The organism is Nocardia sp. NPDC059764, assembly GCF_042732555.1.
GTDB lineage: Bacteria > Actinomycetota > Actinomycetes > Mycobacteriales > Mycobacteriaceae > Nocardia.
Window position 1 is genome coordinate 30,723 of record NZ_JBHWHH010000039.1, and the last position, 18,829, is coordinate 49,551.

Annotated in this window: 16 protein-coding genes, 2 pseudogenes and 1 riboswitch; of the genes and pseudogenes, 4 read left to right on the forward strand and 14 right to left on the reverse strand. The window is 69.1% G+C overall.

Going from position 1 to position 18,829, the window contains the following annotated elements; genetic code table 11:
* Positions 1–50 precede the first annotated feature (50 nt).
* From ACFV4K_RS11610 to aspA, 3 genes and pseudogenes are all read left to right on the forward strand, one after another.
* Positions 51–2,120, forward strand: a complete 2,070-nt coding sequence (locus ACFV4K_RS11610; protein WP_379274118.1) for a prolyl oligopeptidase family protein — start codon at positions 51–53, stop codon at positions 2,118–2,120.
* 39 nt (positions 2,121–2,159) lie between these two features.
* Positions 2,160–2,519 (forward strand): annotated as a pseudogene (locus ACFV4K_RS11615) (cyclic nucleotide-binding domain-containing protein); the annotation flags it as partial.
* A gap of 81 nt (positions 2,520–2,600) precedes the next feature.
* Positions 2,601–4,057, forward strand: a pseudogene (aspA, locus tag ACFV4K_RS11620) (aspartate ammonia-lyase).
* 21 nt (positions 4,058–4,078) lie between these two features.
* Here the strand turns inward: aspA and ACFV4K_RS11625 are convergent.
* The 10 genes from ACFV4K_RS11625 to ACFV4K_RS11670 form a co-directional block, all read right to left on the reverse strand.
* Positions 4,079–4,921, reverse strand: a complete 843-nt coding sequence (locus ACFV4K_RS11625) for an alpha/beta fold hydrolase (RefSeq protein ID WP_379274145.1) — start codon at positions 4,919–4,921, stop codon at positions 4,079–4,081.
* 99 nt (positions 4,922–5,020) lie between these two features.
* Positions 5,021–5,653, reverse strand: coding sequence for a TetR/AcrR family transcriptional regulator (locus ACFV4K_RS11630; protein ID WP_379274120.1), 633 nt, complete (start codon positions 5,651–5,653; stop codon positions 5,021–5,023).
* Between the two features lie 690 nt (positions 5,654–6,343).
* The gene (locus ACFV4K_RS11635; protein WP_379274122.1) at positions 6,344–6,952 is read right to left on the reverse strand and encodes a peroxidase-related enzyme; all 609 of its coding nucleotides are present in this window, start codon (positions 6,950–6,952) and stop codon (positions 6,344–6,346) included.
* The gene (locus tag ACFV4K_RS11640; protein ID WP_379274124.1) at positions 6,945–7,457 is read right to left on the reverse strand and encodes a hypothetical protein; all 513 of its coding nucleotides are present in this window, start codon (positions 7,455–7,457) and stop codon (positions 6,945–6,947) included. Before ACFV4K_RS11640 ends, ACFV4K_RS11635 begins: the two co-directional genes overlap by 8 nt.
* On the reverse strand, positions 7,454–8,470 hold the full coding sequence (locus ACFV4K_RS11645; RefSeq protein ID WP_379274125.1) for an LLM class flavin-dependent oxidoreductase: 1,017 nt from the start codon (positions 8,468–8,470) through the stop codon (positions 7,454–7,456). Before ACFV4K_RS11645 ends, ACFV4K_RS11640 begins: the two co-directional genes overlap by 4 nt.
* Positions 8,467–9,216 (reverse strand): ABC transporter ATP-binding protein, encoded by a 750-nt coding sequence (locus ACFV4K_RS11650; protein ID WP_379274127.1) that lies wholly within the window; start codon positions 9,214–9,216, stop codon positions 8,467–8,469. Before ACFV4K_RS11650 ends, ACFV4K_RS11645 begins: the two co-directional genes overlap by 4 nt.
* A complete protein-coding gene (locus ACFV4K_RS11655; RefSeq protein WP_379274129.1) occupies positions 9,209–10,111 on the reverse strand; it encodes an ABC transporter ATP-binding protein in 903 nt (300 codons plus the stop codon). Before ACFV4K_RS11655 ends, ACFV4K_RS11650 begins: the two co-directional genes overlap by 8 nt.
* Positions 10,074–11,918, reverse strand: a complete 1,845-nt coding sequence (locus tag ACFV4K_RS11660; protein ID WP_379274131.1) for an ABC transporter permease — start codon at positions 11,916–11,918, stop codon at positions 10,074–10,076. The genes ACFV4K_RS11655 and ACFV4K_RS11660 overlap by 38 nt, the downstream gene beginning before the upstream one ends.
* Positions 11,919–13,043, reverse strand: a complete 1,125-nt coding sequence (locus tag ACFV4K_RS11665) for an ABC transporter substrate-binding protein (protein ID WP_379274133.1) — start codon at positions 13,041–13,043, stop codon at positions 11,919–11,921.
* Between the two features lie 107 nt (positions 13,044–13,150).
* Positions 13,151–13,269, reverse strand: a riboswitch (SAM riboswitch).
* 229 nt (positions 13,270–13,498) lie between these two features.
* Positions 13,499–14,110, reverse strand: coding sequence for an HAD family hydrolase (locus ACFV4K_RS11670; protein ID WP_379274134.1), 612 nt, complete (start codon positions 14,108–14,110; stop codon positions 13,499–13,501).
* An 87-nt stretch (positions 14,111–14,197) separates the two neighbouring features.
* On the opposite strand from ACFV4K_RS11670, the gene ACFV4K_RS11675 reads away from it, so the two are divergent.
* Positions 14,198–15,025, forward strand: coding sequence for a GNAT family N-acetyltransferase (locus tag ACFV4K_RS11675; protein ID WP_379274147.1), 828 nt, complete (start codon positions 14,198–14,200; stop codon positions 15,023–15,025).
* Between the two features lie 27 nt (positions 15,026–15,052).
* Here the strand turns inward: ACFV4K_RS11675 and ACFV4K_RS11680 are convergent, their stop codons facing one another.
* The 4 genes from ACFV4K_RS11680 to ACFV4K_RS11695 form a co-directional block, all read right to left on the reverse strand.
* The gene (locus ACFV4K_RS11680; protein ID WP_357090764.1) at positions 15,053–15,490 is read right to left on the reverse strand and encodes a MarR family transcriptional regulator; all 438 of its coding nucleotides are present in this window, start codon (positions 15,488–15,490) and stop codon (positions 15,053–15,055) included.
* Entirely contained in the window at positions 15,483–15,908 is a 426-nt protein-coding gene (locus tag ACFV4K_RS11685; RefSeq protein ID WP_379274136.1) for an SRPBCC family protein, read from the reverse strand. Before ACFV4K_RS11685 ends, ACFV4K_RS11680 begins: the two co-directional genes overlap by 8 nt.
* A 146-nt stretch (positions 15,909–16,054) precedes the next feature.
* On the reverse strand, positions 16,055–18,076 hold the full coding sequence (gene fusA, locus ACFV4K_RS11690; protein WP_379274138.1) for an elongation factor G: 2,022 nt from the start codon (positions 18,074–18,076) through the stop codon (positions 16,055–16,057).
* Positions 18,077–18,251: 175 nt separating this feature from the next.
* Positions 18,252–18,599: a YrdB family protein gene (locus ACFV4K_RS11695; RefSeq protein ID WP_379274139.1), complete on the reverse strand. Its 348-nt coding sequence runs from the start codon at positions 18,597–18,599 to the stop codon at positions 18,252–18,254.
* Positions 18,600–18,829 lie beyond the last annotated feature (230 nt).

An 18,829-nucleotide genomic window follows, 5' to 3' on the forward strand; every position in this document is an offset into this window, starting at 1 on the left:
CGGCAACACGTTCGCGACCGGCGAACGCGCCCCTGGGCAACAATGTGGGCATGACCGGTGTTGGAGAGGGTGTGACGGACCCCTACCTGTGGCTCGAAGAAGTCGAGAGCGACCGCGCGCTGGCGTGGGCCGAAGAACGGAACGCGGTGTCGAAGGAGCGTTTCGCCTCGACCGAGCGTTTCGGCGAACTCGAGGCGCGTGTGCTCGCCATGCTCGACACCGACACCCGCATCGCCTATCCGAGCCGGCGCGGCCCATGGCTCTACAACTACTGGCGCGACCGCGAGCACCCCAAGGGCCTGTGGCGGCGCACCACCTTCGCCGAATACGCCAAGGCCGAGCCGGACTGGGAGATCCTCATCGACCTGGACGCGCTGGCCGCGGCCGAGGGCGAGAACTGGGTGTGGGGCGGCGCGGCGGTGAAGCGCCCGGAACAGCGGCGCGCGCTGATCAGCCTGTCGCGCGGCGGCGCGGACGCCAAGGTGATCCGCGAATTCGACATCGAGGCAAAGACTTTCATCGACCCGGCGGACGGCGGCTTCCACCTACCCGAGGCCAAGTCCGACTACGCCTGGATCGATCACGACACCGTCTACGTGGGCACGGACTTCGGCCCCGGTTCCCTCACCGACTCCGGCTATCCCCGGGTGGTGAAGCGCTGGCGGCGCGGAATCCCTTTGGCCGAGGCCGAATTCGTGTACGAGGGCCGGTCCACCGACGTGGCCGTCTCGGCGGGCTACGACCGCACCCCCGGCTACGAACGGCACTACCTGAGCCGCGCCACCGACTTCTTCAACGAAGAGGTCTACCTGCTCGAGTCCGACGACACCCTGCGGCTGATCGAGGCCCCCACCGACGCCGACGTCTCCTGGAACAAGGAGTGGCTGCTGGTGCGGCCGAAGACCCCGTGGGAGGTGAACGGCTCGACCTATCCGGCGGGCGCGCTGCTGGCCGCGAACTTCGAGGAATTCCTATCCGGCGCACGCGATTTCGAGGTGCTGTTCACCCCCGACCCGCACACCGCACTGCACGGCTACAGCTGGACCGAGAACCACCTGCTGCTGGCCACCCTGCACGACGTGCAGACCGAACTGCACGTGCTCACCCCCGGTCCGGACGGCTGGACCCGCGCGCCGCTGGCCGACGCCCCGGCCATGTCCACCACCAGCGTGATGAACCTCGACCGGCTCGAGGGCGGCGACGAATTCATGCTCTCCACCAGCAGTTTCACCAGCCCGGCCACGCTCATGTCGAGTTCGGTGGGCGGTTCGGTGGAGGTGCTGAAGCAGGAGCCCGCGTTCTTCGACGCCGACGGCATGGAGACCGAGCAGTTCTTCGCCCGTTCCGACGACGGCACCGAGATCCCGTATTTCGTGATCCGCCACCGTGATCTGCGGGGCACCCCCGGACCGACCGTCATGTCCGGCTACGGCGGCTTCGAGGTCTCGCGCCGCCCGGCCTACAGCGGCGCGGTCGGCATGGGCTGGCTGGAACGCGGCGGCACCTACGTCATGACCAATATCCGCGGCGGCGGCGAATACGGCCCCGAATGGCACACCTCGGTGCTGAAGGCCAACCGGCACAAGGCCTACGAGGATTTCGCGGCCATCGCGCGCGACCTGGTGGCGCGCGGCATCACCACCCACGACCAGCTGGGCGCGGTCGGCGGCAGCAACGGCGGCCTGCTCATGGGCGTCATGCTGACCCGCTACCCGGAGCTGTTCGGGGCCATCGTGTGCCAGGTGCCGCTGCTGGACATGCGGCGCTACCACCTGCTGCTGGCGGGCGCGTCCTGGATGGCCGAGTACGGCGACCCGGACAAGCCGGAGGAGTGGGAGTACATCTCCGAGTACTCCCCGTACCAGAACACCAGCGCCGAGCGGACCTATCCGCCGATCCTGCTCGCCACCTCCACCCGCGACGACCGGGTGCACCCCGGTCACGCCCGGAAGATGGCCGCGCGCTTGGCATCCGAGGGCCACGAGGTCTGGTACTACGAGAACATCGAGGGCGGCCACGGCGGCGCCGCGGACAACAAGCAGTCCGCGTTCCAGGCCGCGCTGGTCTACGAGTTCTTCCTGCAGCAACTGATGGACGGTGAACCGCCGCGTCGCGCTTGAAAGATCCGCCCGTTTCGGAAAGATCGGACTCGGTTGCCGATGTGGGGCGTCCCCACCGAGCGAGGAGTCGACGTGGCCGAACTGGACGAGCTGATCAGTAGCACCGCCGCGGCCACCGGACTCGATCCGGAGGACGTCCGCGCCTTCGCCGCCACCGCCGAGCGGCGCGAATACCCGGCCGGGGCGGTGCTGTTCCACGAATCCACGCCGCGCGAGTGGGCGGGCATCGTGGTGGCGGGCGAGATCCGGATCACCTCCGGCCTCACCGGCCACGTGATCGAGCGCGCCCGGCTCGGCCCCGGCAGCCTGATCTCGGAGATCGCGCTGGTCGACGACACGCCCCACACCGCCACCGGGCGCAGCGTCACCGGCGCGGTCGTGCTCACCGTGCCCCGGGCGACCCTGCGGGAACAGGCCGTCCTGCACCCGGATCGCTACTACCGCATGGTCTCCCGGGTCGCCCAGCTGGTCGCGCACCGCATGCGCGCGGTCTCCGCCCAGCTGTCGGCCGCCATCGCCGCCCAGCAGCCGCTCGGCGGCATTCGCACCGAACACGATTCGCTCGGCACCCGGGAATTGCCCGCCGAGGCGTACTACGGGGTGCAGACCCTGCGCGCGGTGGAGAACTTCCAGATCTCCGGCATCGAACTGCGCAAGTTCGGGCACCTGGTCAATGCCCTGGCCCACGTGAAAAAGGCTGCGGCCCTGGCCAACGCGGAACTCGGTTCGCTCGCCCAGCCCAAGGCCGACGCCATCGTCGCGGCCTGCGACGAACTGCTCCCGGCCGGCTGCGCGAGAACTTCATCGTCGACATGGTGCAGGGCGGCGCGGGCACCTCCACCAACATGAACGCCAACGAGGTGATCGCCAACCGCGGCCTGGAGCTCATGGGCCACCACAAGGGCGAATACCAGTACCTGCACCCCAACGACGACGTGAACCGCTCGCAGTCCACCAATGACGTCTACCCCACCTCGGTGAAGCTGGGCGTCTACCTGTCCCTGCAGGACGCCGCCGCGGCGCTGGGCGAACTGCAGAACGCGCTGCGCGCCAAAGCCGTCGAATTCGCCGACGTGATCAAGATGGGCCGCACCCAGTTGCAGGACGCGGTCCCGATGACCCTGGGGCAGGAATTCGGCGCGTACGCGGTCATGATCGGCGAGGCCGTCAACCATCTGCAGCGCATCGGCGGGGACCTGCTCGCGGTGAACATGGGCGCGACCGCCATCGGCACCGGCATCACCAGCCCGCCCGGCTACGCGGACCTGGTCACCGTCAAGCTCGCGGAGATAACCGGATTGCCCATCGTGCAGGCCGAGAACCTGGTCGAGGCCACCCAGGACTCCGGCGATTTCGTGGCGGTGTCGGCCACCCTCAAACGCGCCGCGGTGCAGCTGTCCAAGATCTGCAACGATCTGCGGCTGCTGTCGAGCGGTCCGCGCGCGGGCCTGGGCGAGATCAATCTGCCCGCCATGCAACCGGGTTCGTCGATCATGCCGGGCAAGGTCAACCCGGTCATCCCGGAGGTGGTCAGCCAGGTCTGTTTCCAGCTCATCGGCTACGACATGACGGTCACCATGGCCGCCGAGGCCAGTCAGCTGGAACTCAATATGGCCGAGCCGATCATGGCCCACGACCTCATGATGGGCACCATGATGCTGCGCAATGCCGCGGTCACCCTGACCAGCCGCTGCATCACCGGCATCACCGCCAACCGGGAGCACTGCCGGGATCTGGTGGCGCACAGCATCGGACTGGTGACCGCGCTGGTGCCGACACTGGGCTACGAGCAGTCGGCGGCCATCGCCAAGGAGGCCCTGGAGTCCGGTGGCAGTGTCTACGACCTGGTGCTCGAGCGCGGAGCCATGACCAAGGCCCAACTCGACGACCTGCTCAGCCCCGAGAAGATGACCGCGCCGCGCTCGCGGCGGCTCTGAGCGCCCCGATCCACTGTCGAATCAGCGGTCGCGCAGCCACTTTTCGACGTAGTCGATGGTGGAGCCGGGATCGCTGATCCAGCCGTTGTGCCCGAGCGGGGCCGGGTTGTGCCAGGTGGTGATGTCGGCCTGCGGCATTTTCGCGAGCAGTTGCCGGGCCGATCCGCGCGGGGTCAGCTCGTCGCCGGTCATGGTGATCGACAGGACCGGCAGTTTCAGCCGCCCGATCCGCTCCTCGTAGTCGATATCGGCTCCGGCGGGTTCGAACCTGCCGGTGCGGGCCAGTCGCGCCCAATCGGCGATGAGCGCCTTGGACTGCCTCCCGAAGCCGCCCGCCGTGACCGTGTCGCCCGGCCAGAACCCGGCCAGATTGGCGGTCAACGACAGCGCCGCGCTGCCGACCGCGGCCAGCCCGGAGTACCCGCGGAAATGCGGTGTGCCGGACGCGATGAGGATGAGCCCGCCCAGCCGCCCCCGGATCCGGGACGCGTACATGGCGCCCAGCTGGCCGCCCATGCTGTGGCCGAGCAGGTACGGGGTGCTGTCGGGGAAGCGCAGGCGTACGGCCTCGAACATGGCCGGGAAGTCCACCGCCACCAGGTCCTGATAGCCGTAGACGGACGGTCCGGTCGCGGGTCCGCCGCCGTTGCCGCGGATCTCCAGCAGCGCCACATCGAAACCCCGGGCCGCCAACGGCATTCCGAACAGCGAGTAGTACTCCCCCGGCACGCCGAGGCCGGGGGCGATCACCACCACCGGCCGCGGCGTGTCGGCGGTGATCGGATGCCGGTGCGAGCCTTTCGCCGGAATCAGCCGCACCGGGATCGTGGTCCCGTCGGGCAGCTGGATCGGCACCGTCTCCATGTTCGGCGCAGCCTCCATGATCGGCACGCTACCCGTAAAGTTCGCGCCCGTCCGCGAGGCGGACGGGCGCGAAAGAGCGTCGGAAGGTGAGTTTTCGGGTCAGGCGCTGACCGCGCCCATGATGATGCGGCGCAGCACCTGGATGACGTCGTCGAGCGGCTGGCGCGGATCCGAGCCGCTCCAGGCGTCGACCACGTAGTTCACCGCGCCGATGATGGCGAGCACGCGCATTTCGTAGTCGCCGGGCGGGATCTCGCCGTGCAGGGCCGCGTCCTCGGCGGCGCTGGCCAGCAGGGCGCCCCAGGCGCGGCGCAGCTCCAGGCGGAACTTCTCCACCTTGGGGCCGGCGCCGACGACCTCGACGAGCGCGACTCTGGCCTTGCGCGGATCTCGTCCGATGGACTCGATGTAGGCGCGGACCGCCGCGTCGATGATGTCGACGGCGCTGGCGTCGGAGTGCTCGGCGATGGTGGCCGCCACGGCTTCCCGCGACTCGCGATCGATGTGCTCGTAGAGCTCGAGCAACAGCGATTCGCGACCGGTGAACTCCTCGTAGAACTGTCTGGAGGAGAGTCCGGCGTCCTTGCAGATGGCTCCGACGGAACTATTGGCGTATCCATCGCGCGCGAACACCGTGAGCCCGGACTCCAGAAAACGCGCACGACGCTGCCGCTGCCGGTCTTCTACGGGCTGCCCGGCGTACATTCTTCCCGCGTTCGTTTCCTGTGACATTGCGCCAGACAATACCGAAGGGCCCGATCCCCTCGTCATGGATCGGGCCCTTCGTTTGAACCTTCGACTTACCGCGCGTTAGCCGAAAGTTGGCTCAGCGACGTCGGGTCACCCGACGCACCCGGGACGGTGGGTATAGGCAGGGGAACCGTCCCGAGTTCGGTACGCGGGTCCGGGGGGAGAGACTCGCGGGCCGATGTCGCGTTGACCCGAAAGTCACTGATCGTTTGCCGTTCATCACGATACAGAGCGGGCCAACTGGACGGAATACTTTTCGAGGAACTTTTTAGGTTTTATTTGAGCGCCCCTCGCGACGCGCCGCCGGACCAGCGCCGGAGCCGATGCAGGAGCGGAGTACCCACGCCGAATCCGGCTAATCCGGACACGAAAAAAGGGCCCGATCCCCGAAACCGCGGGAGGGCCCTTCCGCATCGCTCCGGCACCTGTTCAGTTGCCGAAAGATGGCGCTCGCGTGGCTACTTGGCAGAAAGGCTCGCGGAGCCGGTAGCCAGCAGCTTGAACAGGGTCTGAGAGAGAACATCCGAAAGGAAGTTCGCCATGGTGGTGCTCCGATCCGAACGATTGCCAGTGCTGTCACTGACTGTTTGCCATCGCGACGATACCGAGCCGATACCCCCGCAGGGAAGATCACGGATGAACTTTCTGGAACCAACTCGATAGAGCACTGGATTATGCTGGCACCTCGGGCTCTCCCAAGGTGAGCATCAGACGGTTGGCCCACGAGAACGAGGCCGCCGACAACACCAGATCATGCAGCTCCGAGGCGTCGAAACCCAACTGCCGCAAGCGGTTCAGATGGCCAGCGGTGGCGCGGGGCGGGTTGGCGGCGAGAGCGTCCACGAAATCGATGACCGCGTCCCACCTTTCGTCGATGCGCACGTCGTTGCCTTCGTCCAGCAACCGCCGAACATCCCCGTGCCGCTTGGACAACGCAGATGTGAAACGTGAATGAACGGAGGCGCAGTACTCGCACCCGTTGTGCCGGGAGGTAACGGTCGCCGCGAGTTCGCGCTCCGCGCGGGTCAGTCCACCTCGACCGTAGAAGATCTCTTTGTCGTTGCCACTGCGATGCGCCAGCACCTCAGGGTTGCGCGCGAGTAGCCGGAAGTACGGGCCGATCCCGCGATCACCCTCCAGCAGGGGTTTCTGCAACTCATCGGCATCGGCCAGCCGGATGGGTTCCACCCACGGCACCCAGTCCAGGTGTTCCTGGGTGAATCCTGTTGGGCGGCGTCCGTTTTCGACGCCGCGGACCTCGCTGACGCCCTGCTCACTCATTGTCCGCTCCGATCAGTGTGAGACCGGCCAGCAGCCGGACCTGGAAGTGCACGAATCCGATGAGCTGCGCCACCGTGACGATGTCGCGCTCGGACAGCCCGGCCGCGGCCAGGGCGTCGATATCCGCGCGGGTGATGGCGGCGGGCGCGGTCGTGACCCGCGCGGCGTGCCGCAGGATCGCGGCCAGCACTGGATCCCCCTCGGCCGGAGCCGTTCCCAGTCCGGCGTAATGCGCCGCCAGCTCGGGCGCGCCCGCCAGCTCCGCCACCGCCACGGCCGCCGCGATCAGCCGGTCCCGCCCGACCGTCGCGGCCGCCGGACCGTCCAGCAACGCCTCGTACACCCCCTGCGTATGCGCGATCACCGCCGGGCGTGTCGCCCGCAGCGCCCGCACCGCGTCCGCGCGCGGGCCGAGTACGGCATCGATGACATCGGCGGCCGGGTCCGTCTCGGGTCCGGCCGGGGCGAGTGGCGCCACCTCGACGGCGGCGGTCGCTTCGGTCACGAGGAAGTCCTTTCGTCGGGTCGCCAACCCAGTTGCGGGGCAACCTTGGTGGCGATGAGTTCGATGGAGCGCAGGGTGGCGGCGGGGCCCGGGTCGACCGGGTGGACCTGCACGATGAAGTCGGTGGCGTGCCGCAGCGCCACGTCGGCGGCGAGCTGCTCCACCACCTCGTCGGGCGTGCCGAAGTAGATGTCGCGCAGGACCTCGGCGACCGAATCGGCCACCTCCGGCCCGCCGTTGCGACCGAGCTGATCCAGGAATCGGGCCGCGCCGCGCTCGGCCAGGGCCCGCGCCTCGGCGTGGTCGTCGGCCACGAAAACGCCCCGGGACGCGCCGATTCGCGGTTCCGCTCCCGGTGCCAGCGCGTCGAGATAGGCGTCGACCAGCGGCTGCTGGATCTCCCACAGGGTGGCCGCGGGCGCGGCCGGATCCCGCGGCTGCGCCTTCGACAGCAGCAGTCCGTCACCCGCGCCCCCGGCGCGCGCCGCGCCCCCGGCCGAGAAGGTGGCCTGCCACAGCCGGTCCCGCAGTCCGGGCGCGGGCGGATTCAGCCCCCGATCCCCGATCAACGGCGTTCCCGCCAAGGCCGCGGTGACCTTGGCGAGCTTGTCCGCGTACAGCCCCTGCCGGTCGAGATCGGCTGCCCCGAACAGTTCGAAGGCGTGCCGTGATCCGCCCGCGCCGAAGCCGAGTTCCAGCCGCCCGCCCGACAGCTCGTCCAGGACGGCCGCGTCCTCGGCGACCCGGATCGGGTCCTCCAGCGCGAGCGTCACGATGGCGGTCCCGACCCGGATCCGCGGGAACCGGGCGGCCGCGTGCGCCAGGAACACGAACGGCGACGGCAACCCGCCTTCCGCCGGATCCAGGTGGTGTTGCGCCACCCAGGCGGTGTCGTAGCCGAGCCGTTCGGCCAGTTCGATCTGGTCCAGGGCCTGCCGATACACGGCGGCCGCGTCCTCGGCCGGGTCGGTGCGGACCAGGCGGGTGAAGAAGCCCAGACGTCGCGCGGTCATGTCGTCACCTTTCCCAAGTAGGCATCGCGGACGGCCGGATCGCCGACCAGGTCCGCGGCCGGGCCGTGCAGCGCGATCCGCCCCGTGCGCAGCACATTGGCGGTGTGCGCGATGCTCAGGGCCAGCTCCGCCTGCTGTTCCACGATCAGGATGGCCAGGCCCAGTTCCCGATTGAGCCGGGCGATCTCCGACAGCACCCGATCCACGAACAATGGAGACAGTCCCATTGTCGGCTCGTCCATGCAGATCAGCCGGGGTTTGCTCATGAGCGCGCGGGCGAAGGCCAGCATCTGCTGCTCCCCGCCGGACAGGGTCCCCGCCCGCTGCAGGCGGCGCTCTGCCAGCCGCGGGAAATGCTCGAAAAGCTCGGCTGCGCGCGCGGCCAGCACCGCGCGCCGCTCCTTGCGGATGTAGCCGCCGACGAAGAGGTTCTCCTCGACGGTCATGGCCGGGAACACGCGCCGCGCCTCCGGCACCGAGGCCAGCCCGGCCCGGATCCGCGCCGCCGCGGGGGTGGCGCTCACGTCGACGCCGTCGATGCGGACCGCGCCGGAACTCGGATGCAACAGTCCCAGAGCGGTTTTCATGGTGGTCGACTTGCCGGAGGCATTGCCGCCGAGCAGGGACACGATCTCGCCGGGGCGGACCGTCAGCGATATCTCGTCGAGCGCCCGGGACGCCCCGTAATGCACCACCACGCGATCGAATTCCAGGATCGGCGTGGCGTTCTCGTCGAAGTCAGACATCGATGGCCACCTTTCCCCCGGCCCGGCTGCGGCCCAGGTACGCCTCGATGACGCGGGGATCGGAGAGCACCTCGTCGGGTGTGCCCGACGCGATGATCCGGCCCTCGTCCAGCACCAGCACCCGGTCGGAGAGCTCGTGGACCAGGTCCATCTTGTGTTCGACCAGCAGCACCGTCTGACCCTGGGCCTTCAATTCGGCCAGTTGCGCGCCGATCTCGGCGGTCTCGGTCTGGTTCATGCCGGCGGCGGGTTCGTCCAGCAGCAGCAGGTCCGGTGCGGAGGCCAGCGCCCGCGCGATCTCGGTGCGGCGGCGGTTGGCGTAGGACAGCGTGTAGGTGGGGTGATCGGCACGCGGGACCAGTCGCTCGGAGAAGCGGTCCAGCTGGGCGTCGATGCGGGCCGCCGATTCCCGGCGCTCGGCCCGCGCCGCCGGGGTCGGCGCCAGCGCCACACCCAGTTCGGCCAGCAGCGACACCCACTTCAGTACCGGGATGTTCGCGAGCCGCCGCAGCGGGCGGGTGGCGCGCAGAGTGGTCTGCAACCCGACGTCCACGTTCTCGCGCACGGTCATGGTGCCGAAGACCCGCCCGTTCTGGAAGGTGCGGGCGATCCCGGCCGCCGCGGCCGCCTCCGGGCGGCCGGGACGAATCCGCTTGCCGCGCACCAGCACGTCCCCGGCATCCGGCTTCAGCACCCCGGAGATCAGATTCACCGTGGTCGATTTCCCGGAGCCGTTGGGCCCGATGATGGACACGAATTCGCCAGCGGCGATGGTGAATTCGATACCGTCCACCGCCTGCACCCCGCCGAACGAGCGCCGCAGACCGGTCACGGTGAGTACCGCTTCCGTTCCGGTCTCAGGCTTCGACCGGGCTTGGTTCGCTTGTGCGGACACGATCCCTCCTCACCAGAATTCCCTGCGGCCGGAACCGCACCACCAGCAACAACACCAAGCCGTACAACACGATTCGCCACGACGGCGCCAGCCGCAGCAGCTCCGGCGCCCCGATCAGCACCACCGCGCCCAGCACCGCGCCGTACGGCGAAGCGGTGCCACCGAGCACCAGGATGGTCACCACCAGCAGCGACATCGGCAGGTTGAACACGGTCGGATCGATATAGGAGTACTGGTGCGCCAGCAGCGCGCCGCCGATCCCGGAGCAGAACGCCGCCACCGCGAACGCCAGCGCCTTGTAGTCGCGCACCGGCACCCCCGCCGAGCGCGCCGCCACCTCGTCGGCCCCGATGGCCCGGATCGCGATCCCCAGCCGGGACCGCTGCACGCCGACGATCAACGCCACCACCGCGGCCAGCACCACCAGCTCCAGCCGGAAAATGTCGGTGTGCGTGGTGAATTCGACGCCGAAGACGCTGGGCGCGGGAATCCCGAAGATGCCGTAACTGCCGCGCGTCACCGATTCCCAATTGCGGATGATCGCCACCGTGACGATGCCGATGCCGAGCGTCGCGATCGCCACGTAGTGCCCGCCCAGCCGCCACAGCGGCGCGGCCAGCACCGAGGACACCACGGCCGCCATCACACCCGCCGCCACGATGGCGGGCAGGAACGCCCACCCGTGCGACACGGTCAAGACCGCCGAGGTGTACGCGCCGATCGCGATCGGCCCGGCCTGCCCGATGGCCAGCTGCCCGGCCGATCCGGCCACCAGGGTCATCGATACCGCGATGATCGCGTACGCCAGGATCTGGGTGCCCACCGAAATGCCGTAGTCGTCGGCGATCAGCGGAATCGCCACGCCCGCAATACCGAACGCCAGCGGCGCGTGCCACCAGCGCACCCGCAACTCCCGGCCCGCGCCGAGGAACGTCCCGGTCATGGGCTCGGATTCGATGGCGGGCGGCCGGGCCAGCAGCCCGCCGGGCCGCAGCACCAGGAAGATCACCAGCAGTCCGAACGTGATCAGATCCCGGTAGCCGTCCCCGAACCAGTAGATGCCGAACGCCTCCACCAGGCCGAGCACGAAGCCGCCGAGCACCGCGCCCGGGATCGACCCGAGCCCGCCGATGGTGGCCGCCACGAACCCGGTCATGCCGACCACGCCGCCGCTGGTAGGCGAGATGTTCGAGTTGTAGAGGCCGACGAAGATGCCGGCCAGCCCGCCCAGCCCGGAGGCGATGGCGAAGGCCAGCGACTGCACCCGCCCGACCCCGATCCCCATCTGCGCGGCGGCATCCGGATCCTGCGCGGTCGCGCGGATCGCCAGCCCGTGCCGGCTGAACCGCAGGAACGCCCACAGCCCGCCCATCACCAGCAGGGTGATGGCGAACATGACCACGTCCGAGGTGCCGAATCGCACCCCGCCCACCTGGAAGTTGTTGGTGGACAACACCTGCGGGAACGGCCGGGTGTCCGGCCCGAACACCAGGGCCACCACGTTCTCGATGATGAGCCCGACCGCCACCGTCGCCAGCAGCGCCGCGATGGCCGGGGCCCGGCGCAACGGCCGCACCGCCAGCACGTCGCCGACCAGCGCCGTCACCGCCACCACCACGACCAGCGCCGCCCACCACGGCACCCCGTGCTGGGCGATCAGCCACCAGCCCAGCACCGAACCGAACGCGAAGATCGCGCCGTGCGCGAAATTGATGACATTGCTGACCCCGAAGATCAGGGTGATGCCCACGGCGATCAGCGCGTACGCATTGCCGTGGACCAGACCCGCGATGAGCGTGTCGAACATCTACTTCTTGCTTCCGACCGGCACGAACTTGCCGTTCTGGAGAATCAGCTCGATCGGCTTCACCCCGCTGGGGCGGCGCGTCTGCTGATCGAAGGCGAAGGTGCCCAAGCCGATTCCGTCGAAGTCCTTGACCTCGCGCAGCCCCTTCAACACGCCCTCCCGGGTCGCGCCGCCCGCCTTGGCCGCCTTCACCACCGTGCTCAGCGCGTCATAGGCGTACACATTGAAATCGCCCGGGTCGGTATTGAACTTGGCCCGGAACTTGGTGACGAAATTCTGCACCTTCGGGCTCGGATCCGACGGTGTGAACACGCCGTTCACGATGTCGCCCTCGGCCGCGGCGCCCGCCAGGTCGATGAACTGCGGCGTGTTCTGCCCGCCGAAGAACTGCCCGGTGAACCCGACATCCCGCAGCTGCTTGACCACCAGCGCACCGTCCGGTCCGTACCCCAGGTGCACGAAGGCCTCCGGGTTGGCGTCCCGGCCCTTGATCAGGACCGGCCGGAAGTCCTGCGAATCCGGCAGGATCGCCGAGGAATAGGCGATCTCGATGCCCTTCTCCTTGGCGAACTGCTCGAAGTACTTGAACGCCTGCTTACCCCAGTCGGTTTCGAGGTAGACGACCGAGACCTTCTTCGCCTTGGAGCGCACCCACTCGGCATTGCGCTCCTGGTACACGTCCAACGTGATGGACGGACTCCACGAATAGTCGCCCGCCTTGGTGAAATCCACCGCGGAGTTGGTGAACCCGTACTGCACCAGTTTGCCCCGGTTGTACACCGGCGACGCCGCGATCGACGCGGGCGACGAGAAGTCGCCCAGCTCCGCGATGATCGACTGATCACCCACGAACTTGGTCGCGATCGGCACCGTCTGCTTCGGATCCGACTGCGAATCCTCCCACTTCAGCGCCACCTTCTTGCCATTGATCCCGCCCGCGGCATTGATCTCGTCGAGCGCCAGGTCGAACCCCTGCTGCCAGAGCCGCCCGTACTCGGCGGAATTGCCCGTCTTCGGCCCCGACACCCCGAAATACACGGTGTCCGAACTGCTTCCGGACGATTCGCCACCGCAGGCCGCCGCCAGACTCGCGACCAACGCCGCCGCACCGACACCCACCGCCACTCGGAAACCACGCGACCGGGACAAGATCCTGCTCATAGCTACCTCTACATTCGCGCACCGGCACACGGCCGGGCAGGGGGACACGACCGCGACAGAGGAATGCGCGGTCCTGGCGCTTGCGCCACCCGGTCGGGCAGCGCCTGGTCGTCACCCGGGGCACCCCACCGCCCACGCGAGGGTTGCCGATCAGCGAGCCGGGGCTCGAAAAACGCTGATACTCGTGACCGTGTCCAGAAAGGTAGCCGTGACAACCGGCGGCCGACACCGTTCGAATCACCCTGATGCCAAACGCCGCCCGGCCCCGCCGCCAGGAAATCCCCTGTCGCCCCCGCGAATTGCTCCCGCCGCCGCATCGCCCCCGCCGATGCCGCCGCTCACCCCTACGTCAGATGCGCGGTCAGCCAGGCTGGGAACTCGGTCAGGTCCCGCAGCCCCGCCGATGCCGCGGCTCACCCCTACATCAGATGCGCGGTCAGCCAGGCCGGGAACTCGGTCAGGTCCCGCAGCACCACGTCCGCGCCGGCGGCCGACAACTCCTCGGCCACGTACGGTCCGGTCGTCACCGCCACCGAGGTCGCGTCCGCCACCTTGGCCGCGCGCACGTCACCGAGATGGTCACCCACATAGATCGAGGCGCCGCGCTCGAGCAGCACCTCCCCCTTCTCCTCCGCCCAGGCCCCGCCGACCAGTTCGTCGACCGCCAGCCCCAGATGATCCAGATGCAGCTGCGCGTGCGGCCCGTTCTTCGCGGTGATCACCAGCACCCGGCCCCCGGCCTCGTGCACCGCGGCCAGCGCGTCCACCACACCGGGCAGATGGTCCGACGCGTGCACCGCCAGCTCCGGATACATCTCCCGGTACATGGCCACCACGCCCGGCACCTCGTGCTCCGGGAACCACTGCGCCGCCTCGTGTGCCAGCGGCGGACCCAGCCGCGACACCACCAGCTCCGAATCGATCGCCACCCCGGTCCTGGCGGCCACCGCGTCCCACACCGCGGCGATCCCCGGCCGCGAATCGATCAGCGTCATATCCAGGTCGAATCCGACCACCAGGTCACCAGCCACATCCCGACCCTACGGGCCGCGGAAAATCGGAGGCCCCGCGGCAGGGCCGCCACCTAAGCTCGGACCATGCCGAGCGATCAGGGAACGCTGTTCTGTGGAACCGAGCTCGCCGCCCGCATCGAAGGCGTCGAAGCCGAACTGATCGCCAAGGGCAGCGCGGCCGCCGCGGCCCGGCTCGGACCGGACACCGGCTTCGTGATCCCCCTCGCCGGCGGGGTCGCGTCCTTCGCCGAGGACGGGTCACCGCTGAACAAGATCGCCGGGCTCGGCTTCGCGGGGATACCCGACGCGGCCGAACTCGACGAGATCGAGCGGCTGTTCGCGGCCCGCAAGACGCCCGTGCAGGCCGAGGTCTCCCAACTCGGCGACCCCGGCATCGGGGAACTGCTCACCGGACGCGGGTACCGGCTGGTGTCGTTCGAGAACGTGCTCGGCCGCGAACTCGGCGCGGCGCTGACCGCGTACGTCGCGTCCGGCGTCGAGGTGACACCCAGTGGCTCAGACGAATTCGACACCTGGCTCGACGTCGTCGCGGACGGCTTCGCCCACCCCGACACCCAGGGCGTCGCCTCGCACGAGGAATTCCCCGCCGAGATCATCGCCAATGCCATGCGCGATCTCACCGGCGCGGCCGGGGTGCGGCGGTTCCTGGCCCGGCGCGACGGCCGGGTGGCCGGAGGCGCAAGCCTGCGGCTGGCCCGCGGCGTCGCCCAGCTCACCGGCGCGGCTACCGATCCCGCGCATCGGCGGCACGGCGTCCAATCCTCGCTGCTGTCGGTGCGCCTGGCCGAGGCGAGCGCGGCGGGCTGCGATATCGCGGTGGTGACCACCCAGCCCGGATCGAAATCGCAGCAGAACGTGCAACGGCAGGGGTTCAGCCTGCTCTACACCCGGGCCATCCTGGTCAAAGCCTGATCGACACCCGATCGGGCGTCACTCCGCTCAGCCTGGCAGCCGGTGCGCGGCAATGGGTTTCAGCTGCTCGCGCAGCACATCGCCCTCGCCGCCGAAGAGCTGCTCGTCGGTGTCGACGGCGATCCGCACCGCCCGGCTCGCCAATTCCCGGCCCTCGGCCGTGATCTCGACCCGCAGCGCGCGGGCATCGGCGGGGTCGGCCCGTCGCGCCAGCAGCCCCCGCTCCTCCAGACCGCGAATCACCTTGGACGCCATCATCCGATCCGCGCCCGACATGTCCGCCACCTGCTGCTGGGTCGGCAGCTCACCGGACCGGCCCAGCCAGCCCGCCGAGGCCAGCAGATTGAACTGGGTCGGTGTGAGCCCGAGCGGACGCAGATTGCGTTCCAGCGTCGCCCGCCACTCCAGGGCGGCGTGATGCAGCCAGAAGCCCGGACTCATGAGCGGTCCCCGTGGTTCAGCCACGCCGTCGTGCCTCCTGTTCCAATGCGGCGAAGGTCAGCGGCATATCCTCGCGCATGCCCTTCTCCCAGACGAGCTTGAACAGCGGGCCCATCGGCCCGTGCACCTCGACGTGCTCGGCCACCCGCACGCGGCCGTCGCCGAGCGGGACGTAGGTGCGATGACCGCGCAGCTTCCCGAACGGGATGCCCGCCTCACTGGTCCACGACCGTCCCGGCTCCACGGCCACGATAGTGAACGGCCCGGCCGGCGCGCCCTTCGGCTTCACCCAGCCCTTGGTCCCGGCCACGAACTCGCCGTCGATACGGGACTTCTCCTCGTGCGGGTCCCATTCCGACCAGCGGTCGACATCGGTGGCGACCGCCCAGATGCGGTCCAGGTCGCCGGTGATCACGGCCTCTTCGGTGAACGAGTACATCATCGCCGTCTCCAATATCGGGCAAACATGTTGTTGCGACAACAGTAACCGTAGTCGCGACAACAATCAACCCCTGCCGTCGACCCGCGACCCATGGATGGGCCCGATGACAGCGACACCATGTGCCGCCGCCACCGGGCGTCCGACCGCTACGGGACCGGCGCGTAACCCAGCGGGCGCGTCGTGAACGTGCCCCGGCCCTGCGTCCGGCTCCGCAAACGCGTTGCGTAGCCGAACAATTCGGCCAGCGGCACCATGGCCGTCACGACCACGGTGCCGGTCCGGGTCGTCGACCCCGTCACCCGGCCCCGCCGGGCGGCGAGATCGCCGAGCACCGCGCCGACATGGTCCTCCGGCACCGTGGCGGTGAGTTCCGCCAGCGGTTCCAGTACCGCCATGGCACTGGCGCGCAAGGCTTCCCGCAGCCCCAGGCGGCCCGCGGTGCGGAACGCCAGGTCCGACGAATCCTTGGAGTGCGTCGCGCCGTCGGTGAGCGTGACCCGCAGACCCGTCACCGGATGACCCGCCAGCGGACCTTCCGCCAAAGCGTCCCGGCATCCGGCCTCGACCGCGCGCACGAACTCCGCCGGCACCCGGCCGCCCACCACCGTGGACTCGAACTCGAAACCCGTGGCGCCGGGCTCGGATTCGCGCAGCGGCCGCACGTCGAACACGATGTGCGCCCACTGCCCCGAACCGCCGTCCTGCTTGGCGTGCCGGTAGGTGAAGCCCCGCACGCCGCGCACCACGGTCTCCCGGTACGCCACCTGCGGCCGGCCGACCGTCACACTCAGCCCGCGGTCGCGCCGCAGCTTCTCCACCACGACCTCCAAATGCAGCTCGCCCAGCCCCGCCAGCAGCGTCTGTCCCGACTCCGGATCGGTCCGCACCGTCAGCGACGGATCCTCCTCGGCCAGCCGGGCCAGAGCCACCGCCAGCTTCTCGGCCTCGGCGCCGGTCCGCGCCTCCACCGCCACCGACACCACCGGCTCGGTCGGAGCCGGCGGCTCCAGCAGCACCGGGGCCTCCGGAGCGCACAAGGTCGCGCCCACCCGCACGGCCTTCGGGCCGACCAGCGCGACGATATCGCCCGCGGGCGCGGACTCCACCTCCGCGTGCCGGTCCGCCTGCACCCGCAGGATGCGCGAAACCCGCTCGCGCCGACCGCTGCCCGCGTCCAGCACGGCGTCGCCTTTGCGGAGGACACCCGAGTAGACGCGGACAAAGGTCAGCCGGCCCGTCGGCGTGGCATGCACCTTGAACGCCAACGCCGCCAGCGGTTCCGCCGGATCCGCGGCCCGCGCACCGTCGCCCACCGCCGGCCGATCCAGCGGCGACGGCAGGTAGGCGGCCACGGCGTCGAGCAGCGGCTCGATGCCGATATCGCGGTACGCCGCACCGCACAGCACCGGCACCACCTCGCCGGAGAGCGTCAGCTCCCGCAGCGCGGCGGCCAAGGCGTCCGAGGACAGCGCGGAGCGCTCGACGAACTCTTCGAGCGCAGCCGGACTCCGCTCGGCCACGGCCTCTTCCAGCGCCTTGCGAGCCTGGGCCACCGCATCCGCCAGGTGGTCCGGGATCGCCGTCTGCGCGAACCCGTGCTCCCACGTGAGCGCACGCAGCCCGACCAGGTCCACCACGCCCGTGAACACCTCACCGGAGTACACCGGCAGCTGCACGAGCAACGGAACCGGATGCAGCCGTTCCCGAATCGAGGCCACCGCGGCCGCCAGGTCCGCCCCGGCCCGATCCATCTTGTTGACGAACGCGATCCGAGGCACCCCGTACCGGTCCGCCCGCCGCCACACCGACTCACTCTGCGGCTCGACTCCCGCCACGGCGTCGAACACCGCGACCGCGCCGTCCAGCACCCGCAGCGACCGCTCGACCTCATCGGAGAAGTCCACGTGCCCCGGCGTATCGATGACAGTGAACCGATGCCCGGCCCACTCACAGCTCACGGCCGCCGCGAAGATGGTGATCCCCCGATCCCGCTCCTGCGGATCGAAATCGGTGACGGTCGTCCCGTCGTGCACCTCGCCGCGCTTGTGGATGCTCCCGGTGAGGAACAGCATCCGCTCGGTCACCGTGGTCTTCCCCGCATCCACATGCGCGAGAATCCCCAGATTGCGAACAACGGCCAGGTCGGGTCGAGAAACATTGGTACGCACAGTCTTCAGTCCTTCGTGCTGATCAGGAAAAGAACAGCGCGATTCCCCCGGACGGAGACACCGCTCCCGGGCTACTCGATACGGCCGCGCAGCCGACACCGAGTCGGCAAAGAAATCATGCTGCGACCGTATCCACCCGACACCCCTTGTGTCGCCTCATTTTTCACGTCGGGCTTCACATCGACAGATGCCCGAAGTGGATCGCCGCCAGATTCGCGATCACCACCAGCGGGAAGACCAGCGCGACCTTCCGATGCCCCAGCTGCCAGAGTCCAGCGGCCGCGCCACCGAAGACCAGCACCTTGGTAGCCACCGCGGCCGCCGGCACCGAGAAGCTCGCCTCCGGCGCCGCGAAGAGTCCCCACAGCACCATGGCGGCGACAGCCATCCCCACACCCCGGAGGATCTTCGTGGTGCGACTCCGGCCTGTACGGACTCCCCAGTAGGCCAGTGCGCCAACGGCGACCAGCTCGGCGACGAAGGCGAGGGTGAAGTTCAGGATGGACCAAGCGGTGGCGATCATAGCTACTCCGAGATCAGTGCTCTCTATTTCGATCAATGATCACCGATTCAGTGACCTGAGTCAAGAGCACTGCTCTCAAAAGCAGTCGAACGGACCATAGATACGCCAAAGGCCCCCAGCTGATTGCTGGGGGCCTTCGCGAAGGATGTTCCGGCGGTGTCCTACTCTCCCACACCCTGTCGAGTGCAGTACCATCGGCGCAGGTGGCCTTAGCTTCCGGGTTCGGAATG